19 protein-coding genes are annotated in these 13,549 nt (G+C 64.6%); 18 read left to right on the top strand and 1 reads right to left on the bottom strand.

Annotated elements, in window-relative coordinates:
- Window positions 1–210 precede the first annotated feature (210 nt).
- A complete protein-coding gene (locus FJ430_RS19040) occupies window positions 211–666 on the bottom strand; it encodes a helix-turn-helix domain-containing protein (RefSeq protein WP_210242126.1) in 456 nt (151 codons plus the stop codon).
- 77 nt (window positions 667–743) lie between these two features.
- Between FJ430_RS19040 and FJ430_RS19035 the strand changes: the two genes are divergently transcribed.
- From FJ430_RS19035 to nusG, 18 genes are all read left to right on the top strand, one after another.
- Window positions 744–935, top strand: coding sequence for a Cro/CI family transcriptional regulator (locus tag FJ430_RS19035; RefSeq protein WP_140711126.1), 192 nt, complete (start codon window positions 744–746; stop codon window positions 933–935).
- Window positions 932–1,378: a hypothetical protein gene (locus FJ430_RS19030; protein WP_140711125.1), complete on the top strand. Its 447-nt coding sequence runs from the start codon at window positions 932–934 to the stop codon at window positions 1,376–1,378. The genes FJ430_RS19035 and FJ430_RS19030 overlap by 4 nt, the downstream gene beginning before the upstream one ends.
- Window positions 1,379–1,506: 128 nt before the next feature.
- Window positions 1,507–1,992, top strand: a complete 486-nt coding sequence (locus tag FJ430_RS19025) for a phage regulatory CII family protein (RefSeq protein ID WP_140711124.1) — start codon at window positions 1,507–1,509, stop codon at window positions 1,990–1,992.
- Complete coding sequence (locus FJ430_RS19020; RefSeq protein ID WP_181175611.1) at window positions 1,992–2,432, top strand: hypothetical protein; 441 nt, start codon at window positions 1,992–1,994, stop codon at window positions 2,430–2,432. The genes FJ430_RS19025 and FJ430_RS19020 overlap by 1 nt, the downstream gene beginning before the upstream one ends.
- 92 nt (window positions 2,433–2,524) lie before the next feature.
- Complete coding sequence (locus FJ430_RS19015; protein ID WP_226892242.1) at window positions 2,525–2,788, top strand: DUF2312 domain-containing protein; 264 nt, start codon at window positions 2,525–2,527, stop codon at window positions 2,786–2,788.
- Window positions 2,788–4,008 (top strand): MT-A70 family methyltransferase, encoded by a 1,221-nt coding sequence (locus tag FJ430_RS19010; protein ID WP_140711120.1) that lies wholly within the window; start codon window positions 2,788–2,790, stop codon window positions 4,006–4,008. Before FJ430_RS19015 ends, FJ430_RS19010 begins: the two co-directional genes overlap by 1 nt.
- A complete protein-coding gene (locus tag FJ430_RS19005; RefSeq protein ID WP_140711119.1) occupies window positions 4,005–4,382 on the top strand; it encodes a hypothetical protein in 378 nt (125 codons plus the stop codon). The genes FJ430_RS19010 and FJ430_RS19005 overlap by 4 nt, the downstream gene beginning before the upstream one ends.
- The gene (locus tag FJ430_RS19000) at window positions 4,379–4,771 is read left to right on the top strand and encodes an HNH endonuclease signature motif containing protein (RefSeq protein WP_140711118.1); all 393 of its coding nucleotides are present in this window, start codon (window positions 4,379–4,381) and stop codon (window positions 4,769–4,771) included. Before FJ430_RS19005 ends, FJ430_RS19000 begins: the two co-directional genes overlap by 4 nt.
- Window positions 4,768–7,638, top strand: coding sequence for a DNA methyltransferase (locus FJ430_RS18995; RefSeq protein ID WP_140711117.1), 2,871 nt, complete (start codon window positions 4,768–4,770; stop codon window positions 7,636–7,638). Before FJ430_RS19000 ends, FJ430_RS18995 begins: the two co-directional genes overlap by 4 nt.
- A complete protein-coding gene (locus FJ430_RS18990) occupies window positions 7,638–7,832 on the top strand; it encodes a hypothetical protein (protein WP_140711116.1) in 195 nt (64 codons plus the stop codon). The genes FJ430_RS18995 and FJ430_RS18990 overlap by 1 nt, the downstream gene beginning before the upstream one ends.
- Window positions 7,825–8,121: a hypothetical protein gene (locus tag FJ430_RS18985; RefSeq protein ID WP_140711115.1), complete on the top strand. Its 297-nt coding sequence runs from the start codon at window positions 7,825–7,827 to the stop codon at window positions 8,119–8,121. Before FJ430_RS18990 ends, FJ430_RS18985 begins: the two co-directional genes overlap by 8 nt.
- A complete protein-coding gene (locus tag FJ430_RS18980) occupies window positions 8,118–8,411 on the top strand; it encodes a hypothetical protein (RefSeq protein WP_140711114.1) in 294 nt (97 codons plus the stop codon). Before FJ430_RS18985 ends, FJ430_RS18980 begins: the two co-directional genes overlap by 4 nt.
- Window positions 8,408–8,704, top strand: a complete 297-nt coding sequence (locus FJ430_RS18975; protein WP_140711113.1) for a hypothetical protein — start codon at window positions 8,408–8,410, stop codon at window positions 8,702–8,704. The genes FJ430_RS18980 and FJ430_RS18975 overlap by 4 nt, the downstream gene beginning before the upstream one ends.
- Window positions 8,701–9,252: a hypothetical protein gene (locus FJ430_RS18970; RefSeq protein ID WP_140711112.1), complete on the top strand. Its 552-nt coding sequence runs from the start codon at window positions 8,701–8,703 to the stop codon at window positions 9,250–9,252. The genes FJ430_RS18975 and FJ430_RS18970 overlap by 4 nt, the downstream gene beginning before the upstream one ends.
- Window positions 9,249–11,195 carry a DNA cytosine methyltransferase gene (locus tag FJ430_RS18965; RefSeq protein ID WP_140711111.1) on the top strand — a complete coding sequence of 649 codons (1,947 nt, stop codon included), beginning with the start codon at window positions 9,249–9,251 and terminating at the stop codon, window positions 11,193–11,195. Before FJ430_RS18970 ends, FJ430_RS18965 begins: the two co-directional genes overlap by 4 nt.
- Entirely contained in the window at window positions 11,192–11,737 is a 546-nt protein-coding gene (locus FJ430_RS18960; RefSeq protein WP_140711110.1) for a hypothetical protein, read from the top strand. Before FJ430_RS18965 ends, FJ430_RS18960 begins: the two co-directional genes overlap by 4 nt.
- Window positions 11,734–12,855, top strand: a complete 1,122-nt coding sequence (locus tag FJ430_RS18955; protein WP_140711109.1) for a helix-turn-helix domain-containing protein — start codon at window positions 11,734–11,736, stop codon at window positions 12,853–12,855. The genes FJ430_RS18960 and FJ430_RS18955 overlap by 4 nt, the downstream gene beginning before the upstream one ends.
- Window positions 12,824–13,507, top strand: coding sequence for a transcription termination/antitermination protein NusG (nusG, locus tag FJ430_RS18950; protein WP_226891787.1), 684 nt, complete (start codon window positions 12,824–12,826; stop codon window positions 13,505–13,507). The genes FJ430_RS18955 and nusG overlap by 32 nt, the downstream gene beginning before the upstream one ends.
- The last annotated feature ends 42 nt before the right edge of the window (window positions 13,508–13,549 follow it).

Here is a 13,549-nt window from a genome sequence, read left to right as displayed (position 1 = left end):
AAATTGAGACAGGGGGTGTTCCTGCAACGTTCTTGACAGGCCAGAAGGAAATTGTTCCTATTCTGGATACCGCTCCGGGTGGGAATAGAGAAATGATCCAATATAGTCCGCGTGAAAAGACGCGGAGCGAGGAAACCTTACAGCAGCTTTTGAACCTTGGCTGGCCCTTGGACCCGGCGAAGACAATCCAGAAGGATGCCGCCTCGATCGCTAACGCGATGCGCTCGATTCACGGCGGGGATTGGCGAATTCAGATTGATCATCAGGGCGGGTTTGTGATGATCGTCCGGCATTAGCCTGACGGAACCCTTCGATTACCGAAAGCAGCACCGCGACGTTGTCAGGCAGCAAGCCATCGATCCGTTCCAGGCAGGATCGTATCTCGTTGGGCTGCCGGATCGGTCCGGTCGATGCCTCCGCAGCATCCGGCCCCCACAACAGAAGATCGCCCGGCCGGCAATCCAGCGCCTGGGCGAGCGCGGCAAGCGTCGAATCAGTGAAACCCTGCTTCCCATTCTCAAGTTGCGAGATGGAGGAGGCCGTCAGCCCAATCATATCCGCCAGCGCCTCCTGATTAAGGCCGCGGTGCTTCCGCCATTCCTTGAAAAAGTAGGTCTGCTGCACCTGCGCTGCGGGATTCTTCGCCATGCTGAATATATCGCTCATAGCTTAAATTCTCTCCATTCGGCCTGACTGAAAAAATAAGCTTGACTGAAATTCAGTGGGGCTTAAGTTGGCGCGCCATGGAAACGCTTCTGATTTGGCTCGACGAAGAACGTGGCCGGCGCCTAGCGCTCGCCTCCCACCTTGGCATCTCGCCTTCCGCGATCTCGATGTGGAAGCAGGTGCCTGTCGAGCGTGTCACCAGGATTGAGCAGTTCACCGGCATTTCGCGCGGCGTCTTGCGGCCTGACATATACGGGGTCGCAGCGTGACCGCCCTCCTCGCCTCCGCCGATTTCGAAGACCGTCTGGTTCCGCGCATGGTTCCCCAAGAGCCTGACCGCGCGTCTGCCGCCGAGGCGCCCCGCGTCTCGGCGGCATTTTCTCATTTCACCGAATCCTCCTGCACACTTCGTGCTTCGGAGGACGCGACCTGTGGCGATGCCCCGCAACAGGCGACGACCGCGCCGGGTGAACCCACCCTCGCATCCGGCGCGGTCCACCTTTCCGAAGCCTCGGGCTTCATCCTGTCGCTGATCGCCGCCCATGAAGGCCGGAGCGAACGCGACACGCTCGCCTGGATCATTGCCGAAGCCGGCAAGGCGATCGGCATTCCGGCGCTGCTTTCGCGCGGCGCTGACGACATCGAAGACCTCGCCGACGTGCCGGGCTACGCCCGCCAGGCGGCAAACCGATTCAGGAGCGGCGGACCATGAAGACATCGACCTGCGGGCCTCCAGTGAACTGACGCCCGCACACTGACTCCGAAAAACCTTTCCCGCCACGGGAAACGACGCCGGGATTTCCCGGCGCGGGAAACCTTTTGTGCCTGAGGAGGCCCACGATGGTACCGAATGCGAATGCGCGCCACTTCCTGCTCAAGGCCAAGCAGCGCGACCTGATCGCAGCCGCCGGCGGCATCGAGCGTGCCGGCGAGATCTGTTCCTACGGCAAGTCGACGGTCGGCCGCTGGGCCAATGCCGACAGTCCCGACCTGATGCCGCTCGACGTGATCTTCGCGCTCGAGGAAGAAACCGGCCGCTTCGACATGAGCGAGGCGGTCTGTTCAGCGCGCGGCCGGCGCTTCGCCGATGTCGAGGCGGTGGCCGCGAATGGCTCGGTGATGGCAGCGCATGCCGAAGCGGTTGTGCGCATGGGCGAGCTGATGAGCGAAGGCGCCCTGGCCTTCGCCGACGGCCAGCTGACGCCGGCCGAAAGCGCCCAGATCGACCGCTCGCTCGCCAAGGTGAACAACGCCGTCGCCGAATACCGCAAGGTCCTTGCCGGCGCGAAGGCCGCCGGCGGCCTGAAGGTGGTGGGAGGCGAGTGATGACCGGCCTCGCTCTCAGGGACGAAGTCGAGCGCGCCGATCAGTTCTATCGCTTCTCGGTCAAATGCGGCCGGGCGATGAATGCCAGGCTCGAAGCGGCCGCTCGCGCGGCCGGCGTTAGCGTCACTACTTTCGTGCAGCGGCATTTCGAGACGATCCTCGACGAGCCGGCCGACGACGCGGGGTTTTCGCCTGATGTTTTCGCCAGGAAGCACGGTATCTCGGTCCAGGCGGCGCGCATGTGGAGCGTCATGCGCAAGCAGGCGGACCCGGTCGGTGACGTGACCGGCGCTCTTCGCGATTTCGCCACCGCGGCCAGGATCGGCGCCGGCCAGGGTGGCGAGTGTCTGTCCGAACTCGTCATTGCGAACCTGGCGCGCATCATCGCGCGGCCCGGCCCAGGGCGCGTCGGCACCTTTCGGATTTCGAAGGTGGCGTGATGAGCGACGAATACGATCCCTACTCGCCGCGTCGCCGCGCGAAGAAAGACGGCAAACCGAAGGGCGAGCGCCGCTTGGAGGCGACCGAGGAACTGCAGGCGGCTGAAACGACCAGCACGGCGCAGACCGTCGCGGCCGGGCAGCTTCGCGCCCTGATCGAGCGCATCGAGCTGCTCGAGGAAGAGAAGAAGGACGTCTCCGAAAGCATCAAGGAAGTCTATGGCGAGGCCAAGGGCACCGGCTTCGACACCAAGGCGATCCGCACCATCATCCGGCTGCGCAAGAAGGATCCTGCCGAGCGGGCCGAGGAGGACTCCATTCTCGACCTCTACAAGGCGGCGCTGGGGATGGTCTGATGAAGTATCAGCTGCTGCCCCGCCTGTCGGCCGAAGAATACGCTGCGCTCGAACGCTCGATCATCGCGCATGGCGTGCTGGTGCCGGTCGAATATGACGAAGCCGGCGAGATCATCGACGGCCATCACCGGGTCGAGATCTGCGAAAGCCACGGCCTGGTCGACTGGCCGCGCTTCGTGCGCAAGGGGCTGTCGGAGATCGACAAGCGCACCCTATCGCGCGAGCTGAACTTCGCCCGCCGTCACCTAAGCACGGCGCAAAAGCAGGCGGTGATCGCCGACCAGCTGCGCGATACGCCGTCGATCTCGTCGCGTGCTATCGCCGCGATGCTCGGCGTCGACCACAAGACGGTTTCTGCCGTGCGTGGCAAGCTGGTCAAGGGTGGGGAAATTCCCCACCACGACGAGGTCGAGGGTAAGGATGGCGTGCGCCAGCCGGCGACCAAGCCAATCAAGACTGCTTTCGTGCCCGACCAGCCGAATGTGCGCGAGTACATGGCCGGCGCCAAGATGATCCGTGCAGGACAGCAGGAGCTGCGCCACAAGGTTCGCCTGGCCCACATGGACATGGTCGCCGAGAAGGGCCGCTCCTCAGCACCGCAAAAACTCTCGCGCGTCTATCCGGTCTACTGTGCCGATCCGCCCTGGCGCTTCGGCGTGCGCTCGGAAGTGACAGGGCGCGAGAAGAGCGCGGAGAACCACTATCCGACGCTGCCGACGGACGAGATATGCGAGCTGCTTTCCGGCCTGATCGGCGGCGAGCATCCGGCCGTGTGCTTCCTTTGGGCCACAAACCCGATGCTGCTCGACGGCCTGCGCGTGTTGCAGGCCTGCGGCTTTGTCTATGTGCACCATTGGATATGGGACAAGGAAGTCGCCGGCACCGGCTATTGGGGCCGCGACAGGCATGAGCTGCTGCTGATCGGCCGCCGCGGCGACATCGCCGCGCCCCTGCCCGGCACCCAGCCGGAAACCGTGCATCGCGAGCGCAAGGGCAAGCACTCAGCGAAGCCGGACTTCTTCGCCGAGCAGATCGAGAAGCTGTTTCCCGGCGTCGCCAGGCTGGAGCTGTTCGCGCGCACGGCGCGGCCCGGCTGGGACGTGTGGGGTTACGAAGTCGATCCATCGAAAGGTCCAGTGGACCTTTCGTCGGCTGAGAAGGCCTCTGAGGCAGCGGAAGGGAAGCCAAAGCGCCGCGCCAGAAAGGCGGTGACGGCATGACCCTCACCTGGTCAAAGGGCACGGTCAAGATCGCGCTGTCACAAGGCGATGGGCTGACCGTCGACGCCGATATCATCAGCGGCCTTGCGGTGAGTAAAGCCGTCGATGCCGAATTGCTGGACGGAACACCGTGCTTCACGGTCACCCACATCGCCACGGGCCGGCGAGCGACGCATCATTTCCGATTTGACAGCATGGCCGATGCGAGAGCCTGCGCCGAAGCACTCGCTCATCTTCCGGTCGACTGGGAAGAGGCCAATTCGCCAACGTTCAAGAAGCAGTGGCTTGTGGAGGCTGTCACGGCGATCTCAGCTTTGTGCGGCGGCTTCCTTGTTGAGTCTCCTATGGACGGACCAGTGGGAGGTCACGCATGAGCGACCGCCGCGCCCTTATCCGCGACCGGATATTCGCCTGTGTCGAGATCGTCGACATGGGCTACGTCACGCCTTGCCATATCTGGCGCGGTCCCGATTCAGGCAACGGGCGCGGCGGCGGCTATCCGCGCATGACGCTCGATGGCCAGACCATGGCCGTCCACAAAGTCAACTGGACCAACGAAAACGGGATCATTCCCGGCAAGAAACAGCTCGATCACAAGTGCCGCGTGCGGCTCTGCATCCGCGAAAACCATCTGGAGATGGTCACGCATCTGCAGAACCAGAAGCGGCGCGACCTGGCCAAAGGCATCGCGCCGAAGCGTAAACGCCGCAAGCGCAGGGCGCTGCCCTCCTCTGCCACGGCTATGGAGGGCATGCCGGCATGAACGCGCCTCTCGCCCACCCGATCGCCGACGATCCTTATCTCGATTTCCTGCGCCGCAAGATGCAGCTCGCCAAGGCGGACGGCTTCGACGTCGCCCCGGAGGACATCAACCCGGCCGGCGCGCCACATTGCCGGGCCATCGTGCGCTGGGCGCTGAAGGGCGGCAGCCGCGCCATCTTCGCGTCGTTCGGCCTGCACAAGACCTTCATGCAGATCGAGCTGATGCGCCTGGTTGGCCAGTTCGAGCCGGGCCTTCGGCTGATCGTCATCCCGCTCGGCGTGCGGCACGAGTTCTTCGCCGAGGCGGAAGAGCGGTTCCAGGACGAGTCCGGCGTCACGCTGAAATTCATCAAGTCCAACGTCGAAATCGAAGGCGAGGACCTGATCTATCTCACCAACTACGAGAGCGTCCTCGCCGGCAAGATCGACGTGTCGCGCTTCGTCGCGGCCTCGCTCGACGAGGCGGCGGTGCTGCGCGGCTATGGCACGAAGACGTTCCAGACCTTCCTGCCGCTGTTCAAATCGGTGCGCTTCAAATTCGTCGCCACGGCGACGCCGTCGCCGAACCGCACCAAGGAACTCATCCACTATGCCGGCTTCCTCGGCGTGATGGACACCGGCCAGGCGCTGACGCGCTTCTTCCAACGCAACTCGGAATCGGCCGGCGACCTGACGCTGTTCCCGCACAAGGAAGACGAGTTCTGGCTGTGGGTGCACAGCTGGGCGGTGTTCCTGCAATCGCCGGCCGACCTCGGCTTCGACGACGCCGGCTATGTGCTGCCGGCCGTGACGGTGAACTGGCACGAGGTGCCGATCGACCATTCGACGGCCGGCTACGACCGCGACGGCCAGGGCCTGCTCATTCGCAACACCGCGCTCGGCGTGACGCAGGCGAGCGCGGCCAAGCGCGACAGCCTGCCCGCCCGCATCGCCAAGATGTCGGAACTGATCGCGCAGAATCCTGAAGCGCACAGCGTGCTGTGGCACGACCTCGAGGACGAACGGCGCTCGATCTATGGCTCGCAGTCGATCGAGGCGAACGAAGAAAATGCCGTCGGCTTCAAGCATGGCCGGTTCCGGCATCTTGCCACCAAGCCGGAGATGTCGGGCGCCGGCAACAATTTCCAAAAACATTGCCATTGGGCCATCTTCGTCGGCATCGGCTTCAAGTTCCACGACTTCATCCAGGCGGTGCACCGCATCGTGCGCTTCGGCCAGCGCCAAGAATGCCGCATCGACATCATCTATTCCGAGGCCGAGCGCGAGGTGCGCCGCAACCTTGAAGGCAAATGGGCCGAGCATGAACGGCTGATGGCGCGCATGGCGGAGATCATCCGCCGCTACGGCCTCGACGGCCTGCCGCTGGACGACGTGCTGCAGCGCTCGATCGGCGTGGCGCGGCGCGAGGAGCGCGGCGACGGTTTTATCATAGCGCACAATGACGCGGTGCTGGAGGCGCGGCGCACGGCCGACGCGTCGATCGGCGAGATCATCACCTCGATCCCCTTCGCCAATCACTATGAATACACGGCGAGCTACAACGACTTCGGCCACACCGACGACAATGCGCATTTCTGGGCGCAGATGGACTTTTTGACGCCGGAGCTGCTGAGGATCCTGAAGCCCGGCCGGCTCGCCTGCATCCACGTCAAGGACCGCGTGCTGTTCGGCTCGGTGACCGGCGAAGGCGTGCCGACCGTCTCGCCTTTCCATGCCGAGGCGATCTTCCACTACCTGAAGCACGGGTTCCAGTACATCGGCATGATCACCGTCGTCACCGATGTGGTGAAGGAAAACAACCAGACCTATCGGCTGACCTATTCCGAGATGATGAAGGACGCCACCAAGATGGGCGTCGGCTGTCCGGAATATGTGCTGCTCTTCCGCCGGCCGCAGAGCGATCTCTCGCGCGGCTATGCCGACGAGCCGGTGGTGCATGACAAGCCGCTTGTCTACGCGGACGGGACGAAAACAAAAGGGCTCACCGGCACGCGGAAAGACCACGGCACCGAGCTGACAATGCGCTGGAGCGACGGCGACCGGCGCGCCCAGGTGCCGGGCAGCGGCTATACGCTGGCGCGCTGGCAGCTCGACGCGCACGCTTTCTGGCCGTCTTCCGGCGACCGGCTGCTGACGACCGACGAGCTGGTGCGGCTCGGCCCGAAGCCGCTGCGCGAACTGTTCCAGCGCTCATTCGAGGGCGCGATCTACGATTTCGAGAGGCATGTGCAGCTCGGCGAGGAACTGGCCGCGCGCGATGCTTTGTCGAAGACCTACATGACGCTCGATCCGCGTTCCGGCGATCCGGGCGTCTGGCACGACGTCGTGCGCATGCGCACGCTGAATGGCGAGCAGGCTCACCGCAATCTCGAAAAGCATGTCTGCCCGCTGCAGTTCGACATCGTCGACCGGCTGATCGACCGCTACAGCAACGCCGGCGACATCATCTATGACCCGTTCGGCGGGCTCATGACGGTGCCCTACCGCGCCATCCTGAAGGGGCGCCGCGGGCAGGCGTCCGAGCTTAGCGCGACCTATTTCAGCGACGGCCTGCGCTATTGCCAGGAGGCGGAAGCCAAGCGCGCCATCCCGACCATGTTCGACATGCTCGGCCTCGACGACATCGATGCCGCTATCGCGGCGGAGACCGGCAAGAAATATCGACAGGCAATCGCGGAAACGATCGCGGAAGCCAAGGCGGGCGACAACCGTCGCACGTTGCGTGCGCTTCGCGATCAGTTGTTGGCCTTATCCGATTCCGACCTCGATCGCGAATGGAACGGTTTCGACGACGGCTTGCTATACGCCTACAGCGAGGACGGCGACGAGCTCGTGATCGGCGACGACATCGCGGAGGCGGCGGAGTGATGCGCGATCCGATCACCGCCTTTGGCCTGTTCGTGCTGGCGCTGTTTCGCCGTCCGCTGCCGTCATATGAGATCGTCACGACGCCGGCGGGGCCGATGATCGTGACTCCGGGCGCCGTGACGGCATCGGACATGGACGCGTTGCGCCAGGCGCTGCAGCGCCAGATCGCCAGCGACGAGGCCCGCGATGGCTGATCCCTTCGACCGCGCCCGCTTCGCCGCGACCGTTCGCCGGCGGCTCGACGGCATCTCGATCCGCCAGGCGGTGGCCACCTGGCCGACGCTCAACGTCGCCATGATCAGCCGCGCCAGGAACGGCGAGAACCTGACCATCGGCAGCTTCCTGGCGCTCTGCAAGGCGCTGCGCCTTCGACCGATGGATTTCCATGTCGACGGCGCGAAACGCCGCCGCGTGACGCGAAAAACCATTCTGCAACAGGCTGTTACAGCGTCTGTGCCATGTGAAACACGGAGCGCACCATGACCGACACCATGCTTCCGATGCTGCGCCAGCTCTACAATGCCGACGGCAACCAGGCGCGCGCCGACATCCTTTTGCGCATACCGGATTCTGTGCTGCTCAAATATCGCGGCTCGATCGTCGAAGCGTGCCGGCGGGCATCGTTTGAGGTCGGCTTGGCCTTCGTCGACATGCGTACATCCGCCCTTCTCGCGGTCCGCGATGCGACCGGCCAGGTGCCGCCAGAGCGAGCCGCGATGGTGGAGCGTTATCGGCGCGCGCTGGTCGGTTTCGTCAATGGAGGCGCGTCGTGACCGCGCCTGTCGAAAACCAGATCGAGGGCAAGCTTGCCCGCAAGCTGGCCCCTGTGGTGCGCGAAATGCTGCTTGCCGAGATCGAGCGGCTGGCGGCCCCGACCGTGGCGAAGCCGAAAGCCTCGAAGGCCGATGACGACATCATGGAGGCCTGCCGCATGGTGGCGAGCGCTGCCGACGGGCTGGCGCAGGCGAAGTTCGGCCCCGGCGAGATCGCTGCGCGCAAATCGCTGGAGCGCGCCGCCACCGTTCTCGGACGCGCCATGCGCAAGCACGGGCGGATGCCGGGATGAACGCACATGCGCTCTCGCCCGATGCCACCAGGCTCAAGGCCATCAAGGTCGCGATCGACGCGCTCGGCCCGTGCGACTGGACGCGCGCGCATGACGAGACCGGCGCGCTGATCGAGGCGCGCGGCGATTATGGCGAGCGCTATGTGCTTGCTCGCTTCGGCGATCATGCCAGCGTCGACGAGGTCGCCTTCGTCTGCGGGGCGCCGGATACGGTGCGCTTCCTGCTTCACCTTTTGGCGCGCGCGTTTTCCGAAATCCATGAACTGCGTGGCGAGCCCGTGCGCCGGAACAAGCCCGTGGGTGAGCCGGCACAGTCGAAGAACTTCGCGACGGAGTGCGCGCTGAAATGCCAGGATGCGCGCTTCAAGGTCTACCTCGAGGAACGGCACGGGCTGGAACGCCCGCTGACGGATGACCGCGTGGCGCAGCGCGTGCGCTCGATCCTCGGCGTCACCTCACGAAAGCAACTCAACGATGGCGGGGCGCCGGCCGAAGCGTGGAAAGCGCTGCGCGCCGATTTCGCCGCATGGCTGAAGGCGGGACGATGAACGCACCTTTCCTACTCGACAACCGCATGACGGTCGTTCTGTTCGCTGGCATGGGCGGCGGCTGCGACGGTCTTGAGGATGCCGGCTTCCATGTCCACGTCGCGATCAATCATGATCGGGTGGCCGTCGCCGTGCACGAAAAGCGGCATCCGCACACCCGCCACCTGCGCTGCGATGTGTTCGAGGCGGACCCGCGAAAGGTGACGGCTGGCCGTGGCGTGCGCGCGCTGCACGCGTCGACGGACTGCACGCATTTCTCGGTCGCCAAGGGTTCGAAGCCGGTCAGCAAGCGGCGGCGCTCGCTCGCCTGGGTGATCTGCCGCTGGGCAGGCACGGTTCGGCCGGAAGTGATCACCATGGAGAACGTCCAGGAGATCACGACGTGGGGGCCGTTGATCGCCAAGCGCGATCCGGCCACCGGCCGCGTGCTGAGGCTCGACGGCACGGTGGCGGCGAAGGGCGAACGCGTGCCGATCGCCGAGCAGTGGCTGATACCGGATCCTCGCCACAAGGGCCGCATCTGGCGCGCCTGGCTGAAGCATCTGCGCGGGCTCGGCTACAGCTTCGAGCATCGTGTGCTGGTCTGCGCCGACTATGGCGTGCCGACGATCCGCAAACGCTTCTTCGGCGTCGCCAAGGCCGATGGCGGGTCGATCGCCTGGCCGGCGCGCACGCATGCGCCGCGCAAGGTGGCAAAGCAGCTGGGACTGAAGCCGTGGGTAGGCGCGCATACGATCATCGACTGGTCGCTGCCGGTGAAGTCGATCTTCGGCCGCAAGAAGCCGCTGGCCGATGCCACGCTGCGCCGCACGGCACGGGGCGTAATGCGCTATGTCGTCGATGCGGCGAAGCCGTTCATCGTGCCGATCACGCATGCCGGCGACGACAGGGTGCATTCCGCCGACGATCCATTGCGGACCCTGACGACGGCGCACCGCGGCGAGATGTCGGTTGTGGCGCCGACGCTGATCCGCACCGATCAGCAAAGCGCTGCCAAGCGCAACGGTGTCCAGTCGGTCGAGGAACCTGTCAATACGCTGCACACCTCGTCCGGCATCGCTGTCATGGGCGCGACCATCGTCGGGGCCGGCGGACGGGCGGCGCAATCCTCGCCGCGCGACCTCGAGGAGCCTCTCGGCACCACGACAGGCAAGGAAGACCGCGTGCTCGTCGCGGCACATATGGCGAAATTCAACCAGAATGGCGACGGCTATATGCCGACCGAGCCGCTGGACACGGTGATGGCCGGCGCGCCGCGTCACGCCGTGGTAGCGGCCAATCTTATCCAGGCTGGCTACGGCGAGCGAGAGGGGCAAGCCCCGCGCAGTCTCGACATCCAGGAGCCGATCGGCGCACAGGTCGCCGGCGGTGGCAAGCATGCGATGGTGGCGGCCTTCCTGGCGCAACACAATACGGGTGAGCCCGGCCGATCGGCTGAGGATCCGTTGTCGACCATCGTGACGCTCGGTTCGACACAGGGTGTTGTTGCCGCCACGCTCGGCAACATGCACGGCACCAATCGCGACGGACGGCCAATCGACGAGCCGCTGTCGACCGTTTCGGCCGGCGGGAGCCACGCGCATCTGATCCTCAGCTTCCTCCAGCACTATTTCGGTTCGGGCAAGCAGGATGACGATGTGCGCCAGCCGCTCGGCGCGCTCACTGGCAAGGCTCGTTATGGCCTCGTCGAGGTGATGGTGAAGGGTGTTCCGCACTACATCGACGACATCGGCATCCGCATGCTGGAGCCGGAGGAAGGCGCCGCCGCGCACGGCTTCAAGCCCGGCGCGCTACCGGACGAAATCACCATGGACGGCAAGACGCGCCGCCTGACCAAGACGGAAAAGTATCATCTGGTCGGCAACAGCGTGCCGCCGCGCATGATCCAACTGCTCGCGGAATGCAACGTGCGCTGCGAGCTCGTGCTGGAGGCGGCGGAGTGATCACGGCGCGCGACATCATCGACGCGCTGATAGCGCTTTCTGACGGCCGTATATGGGCCAGTGAACTCGGCTTCTTTTCGGGTGCCAGGCGGATCGATTTCTGGACGTTGGAGCCGACGCATTCGCAAGGCTTCAGGGCTAGCGCCTATGAGATCAAGATCAGCCGCGGCGACTTCCTGCGCGATTCGATCGAAAAGCAGGACGGCGCGCTGCGTTGGTCGGATCGGTTCTGGTATGTGACGTCTCCCGGAGTGCTGACGGTTGCCGATCTGCCGGAATGGGCCGGTTTGCAGGAATGGGATGGCGAAAGCTTCCGTGTCCGCCGTAAGGCCCCTCCGCGCGTCAAGGAGGCTCCCGACTGGGAGCTTATCGTTTCCTTGCTTCGAAACTCCGGCGACTGCAGGCGAGACGTTGGGCTGATCAAGGCCCAAGCCGCGTATCTGCAAAGCCGCGTCGACCAGCTTTCTCGGCAAGAGAAAATGCGCATGGATCTCCAGTTCCGGCGCTGGACATGCAAGCACAGTAAGGCGGTTCAGGCATGACTGGGCCTCGCCTTTCCATCATTCCGGCGCGCGCGGCGACCGACAGGTCGCTGAAGCCGCGCGATCTGCAGGTGCTTTGCGTGCTCGGGCGCCATACCGACGATCTCGGCTGGTGCCGCAAGAGCCAGGTCAAGATGGCAGACGAAATGGGTTGCGCGCGCTCGACGGTGTTCGAGGCGATCGAGCGGCTGGTCAAGGCCGGCTATCTCGAGCGCTACGAGCAGGAGGAGGAGAACGGGCGTGACAGTCCGCATGTCTATCGCGTCATCCTCGATCCGAAGCATGCCGATCCGCGCAGCGTGAAAGAGGCCGATCGCGAGCCGGATGACCCCTGCCGACAGGCCGGCACCCCTGCCGGTATATCGGCACCCCCTGCCGGTCCAGAGCCGGCACCCCCTGCCGGTCCAGAGCCGGCACCTAAGAACGACCCTCTTAGAACGACCCACCAGAACGAATCTGAGAAAGAGCGCACGCGCGAGGAAGAAAAGGCAATCGAGCGCTGGCTGAAGAAAACGCATCCGGCCTGGCCGAGCTACATCAGCGACAGCGGGCCGAAGGCGCTGGCCGAGGCGCGCAAGCTGACCGACGAGGAGCGCGACGCCGCGGCCGACCGCATGGCCGATTACGTGGCCAGCGCCAAGGTCGGCGGCCGGACGGTGATCTGCACCTTCGCCGTCTACCTCGCCGAGAAGCGGTGGGAGAAGCTGCCGCCCAAGGCACAGCCGGCAGCGGAGGCCGACGACTATGCGCCGCCATTCGGGCCGGTGTGGATGGCATGGGTGATAGCGCACATGCTCGACGGCCCGACCAATCCTGCGGCGACGGCGTTCGCTGAACGCTGGCCGCACCTGTTCAAGCTGTTCGGCATGGCGCGCAGCGGCAAGGGCTATCGCTTCGGCGAGCGCTGGCATGCGCTGAAAGGCCAGATGGTGGCGGTGCCGGTCGACATGCCGCAGTGGAACGACTGGAAGGCGCTGTTCCAGCAGCGCGGCTGGCCATGGCTGCCTGACCCTGGCCGCGTGGCCTACTTCCCGGTTGGCGGACCGGACGGACTGGCAGCATTCGAACAGGCATTGCGAGGGAACCATGATGCGGGCGGACGTGAAGCGGCTGAGTGAGCGGGAACACGTCTTTGTCGATCGCTCGACGGGAGAGATCATCAATGTCGATCGCGCCTGGCAGAAGAGCGACAAGCGAATCGCATTGCGCCGGCGGGAGCAGGCGCTGCTTGCGGCAGCAGGTATGGATGGCCCGGAAGCGCATTGGTATGTGCTGCAGGTGAAAAAGGGCCTCGACATTGCTGTGGATAAGTCGCTCGAAGATGCAAAGATCGAGCGATGGATGGCACAGGAAACCGTCGTGGTCCGTCGTCGTGGCCGCTACGGAATGATGCGTCCAAAGACCAAGACGGTGCCGTTCCTGCCCGGCTACATCTTCGTGAACGTGGTGTGGTGCCCGCCCTGCTGGCATGCGCTTTCCGGCATCAAAGGCGTTGAGGGCGTGCTCGGTGGCGCTGAACGTCCAGCTCCAGTTCCTGAGGCTAAGATGTTGAAACTTCGTGCTGATGTCGAACACGATCCAGAGGCCATCAAGGCGATGATCAGGTCGTTCGATGTTGGCGATCAGGTCAGCGTTGATGACGGTCCATTCGCCTCGTTCCCTGGCGTGGTGAAGTCGGTAGACGACAGAGGCCGAGCGCAGATCGAGGTAATGCTCTTCGGCCAATTTGTCTCGGTCGACCTCGACCTTGCGCAAATCAGCAAATCGTAATAGCGAGTCTGTCCCTAGGACGAGCTGAAAGTGTCGCACTCC

Origin of the sequence: Mesorhizobium sp. B2-8-5 (assembly GCF_006440675.2) — a bacterium.
Lineage (GTDB): Bacteria > Pseudomonadota > Alphaproteobacteria > Rhizobiales > Rhizobiaceae > Mesorhizobium.
This window is presented reverse-complemented; position numbering and strand designations above follow the sequence as displayed.

What these genes read in the sequence shown, in the direction of transcription:
- FJ430_RS19040 (WP_210242126.1), bottom strand. Translation starts at nt 666, where the DNA reads ATGAGCGATATATTCAGCATGGCGAAGAATCCCGCAGCGCAGGTGCAG.
- FJ430_RS19035 (WP_140711126.1), top strand. Translation starts at nt 744, where the DNA reads ATGGAAACGCTTCTGATTTGGCTCGACGAAGAACGTGGCCGGCGCCTA.
- FJ430_RS19025 (WP_140711124.1), top strand. Translation starts at nt 1,507, where the DNA reads ATGGTACCGAATGCGAATGCGCGCCACTTCCTGCTCAAGGCCAAGCAG.
- FJ430_RS19020 (WP_181175611.1), top strand. Translation starts at nt 1,992, where the DNA reads ATGACCGGCCTCGCTCTCAGGGACGAAGTCGAGCGCGCCGATCAGTTC.
- FJ430_RS19010 (WP_140711120.1), top strand. Translation starts at nt 2,788, where the DNA reads ATGAAGTATCAGCTGCTGCCCCGCCTGTCGGCCGAAGAATACGCTGCG.
- FJ430_RS19005 (WP_140711119.1), top strand. Translation starts at nt 4,005, where the DNA reads ATGACCCTCACCTGGTCAAAGGGCACGGTCAAGATCGCGCTGTCACAA.
- FJ430_RS19000 (WP_140711118.1), top strand. Translation starts at nt 4,379, where the DNA reads ATGAGCGACCGCCGCGCCCTTATCCGCGACCGGATATTCGCCTGTGTC.
- FJ430_RS18995 (WP_140711117.1), top strand. Translation starts at nt 4,768, where the DNA reads ATGAACGCGCCTCTCGCCCACCCGATCGCCGACGATCCTTATCTCGAT.
- FJ430_RS18990 (WP_140711116.1), top strand. Translation starts at nt 7,638, where the DNA reads ATGCGCGATCCGATCACCGCCTTTGGCCTGTTCGTGCTGGCGCTGTTT.
- FJ430_RS18985 (WP_140711115.1), top strand. Translation starts at nt 7,825, where the DNA reads ATGGCTGATCCCTTCGACCGCGCCCGCTTCGCCGCGACCGTTCGCCGG.
- FJ430_RS18980 (WP_140711114.1), top strand. Translation starts at nt 8,118, where the DNA reads ATGACCGACACCATGCTTCCGATGCTGCGCCAGCTCTACAATGCCGAC.
- FJ430_RS18970 (WP_140711112.1), top strand. Translation starts at nt 8,701, where the DNA reads ATGAACGCACATGCGCTCTCGCCCGATGCCACCAGGCTCAAGGCCATC.
- FJ430_RS18965 (WP_140711111.1), top strand. Translation starts at nt 9,249, where the DNA reads ATGAACGCACCTTTCCTACTCGACAACCGCATGACGGTCGTTCTGTTC.
- FJ430_RS18955 (WP_140711109.1), top strand. Translation starts at nt 11,734, where the DNA reads ATGACTGGGCCTCGCCTTTCCATCATTCCGGCGCGCGCGGCGACCGAC.
- nusG (WP_226891787.1), top strand. Translation starts at nt 12,824, where the DNA reads ATGATGCGGGCGGACGTGAAGCGGCTGAGTGAGCGGGAACACGTCTTT.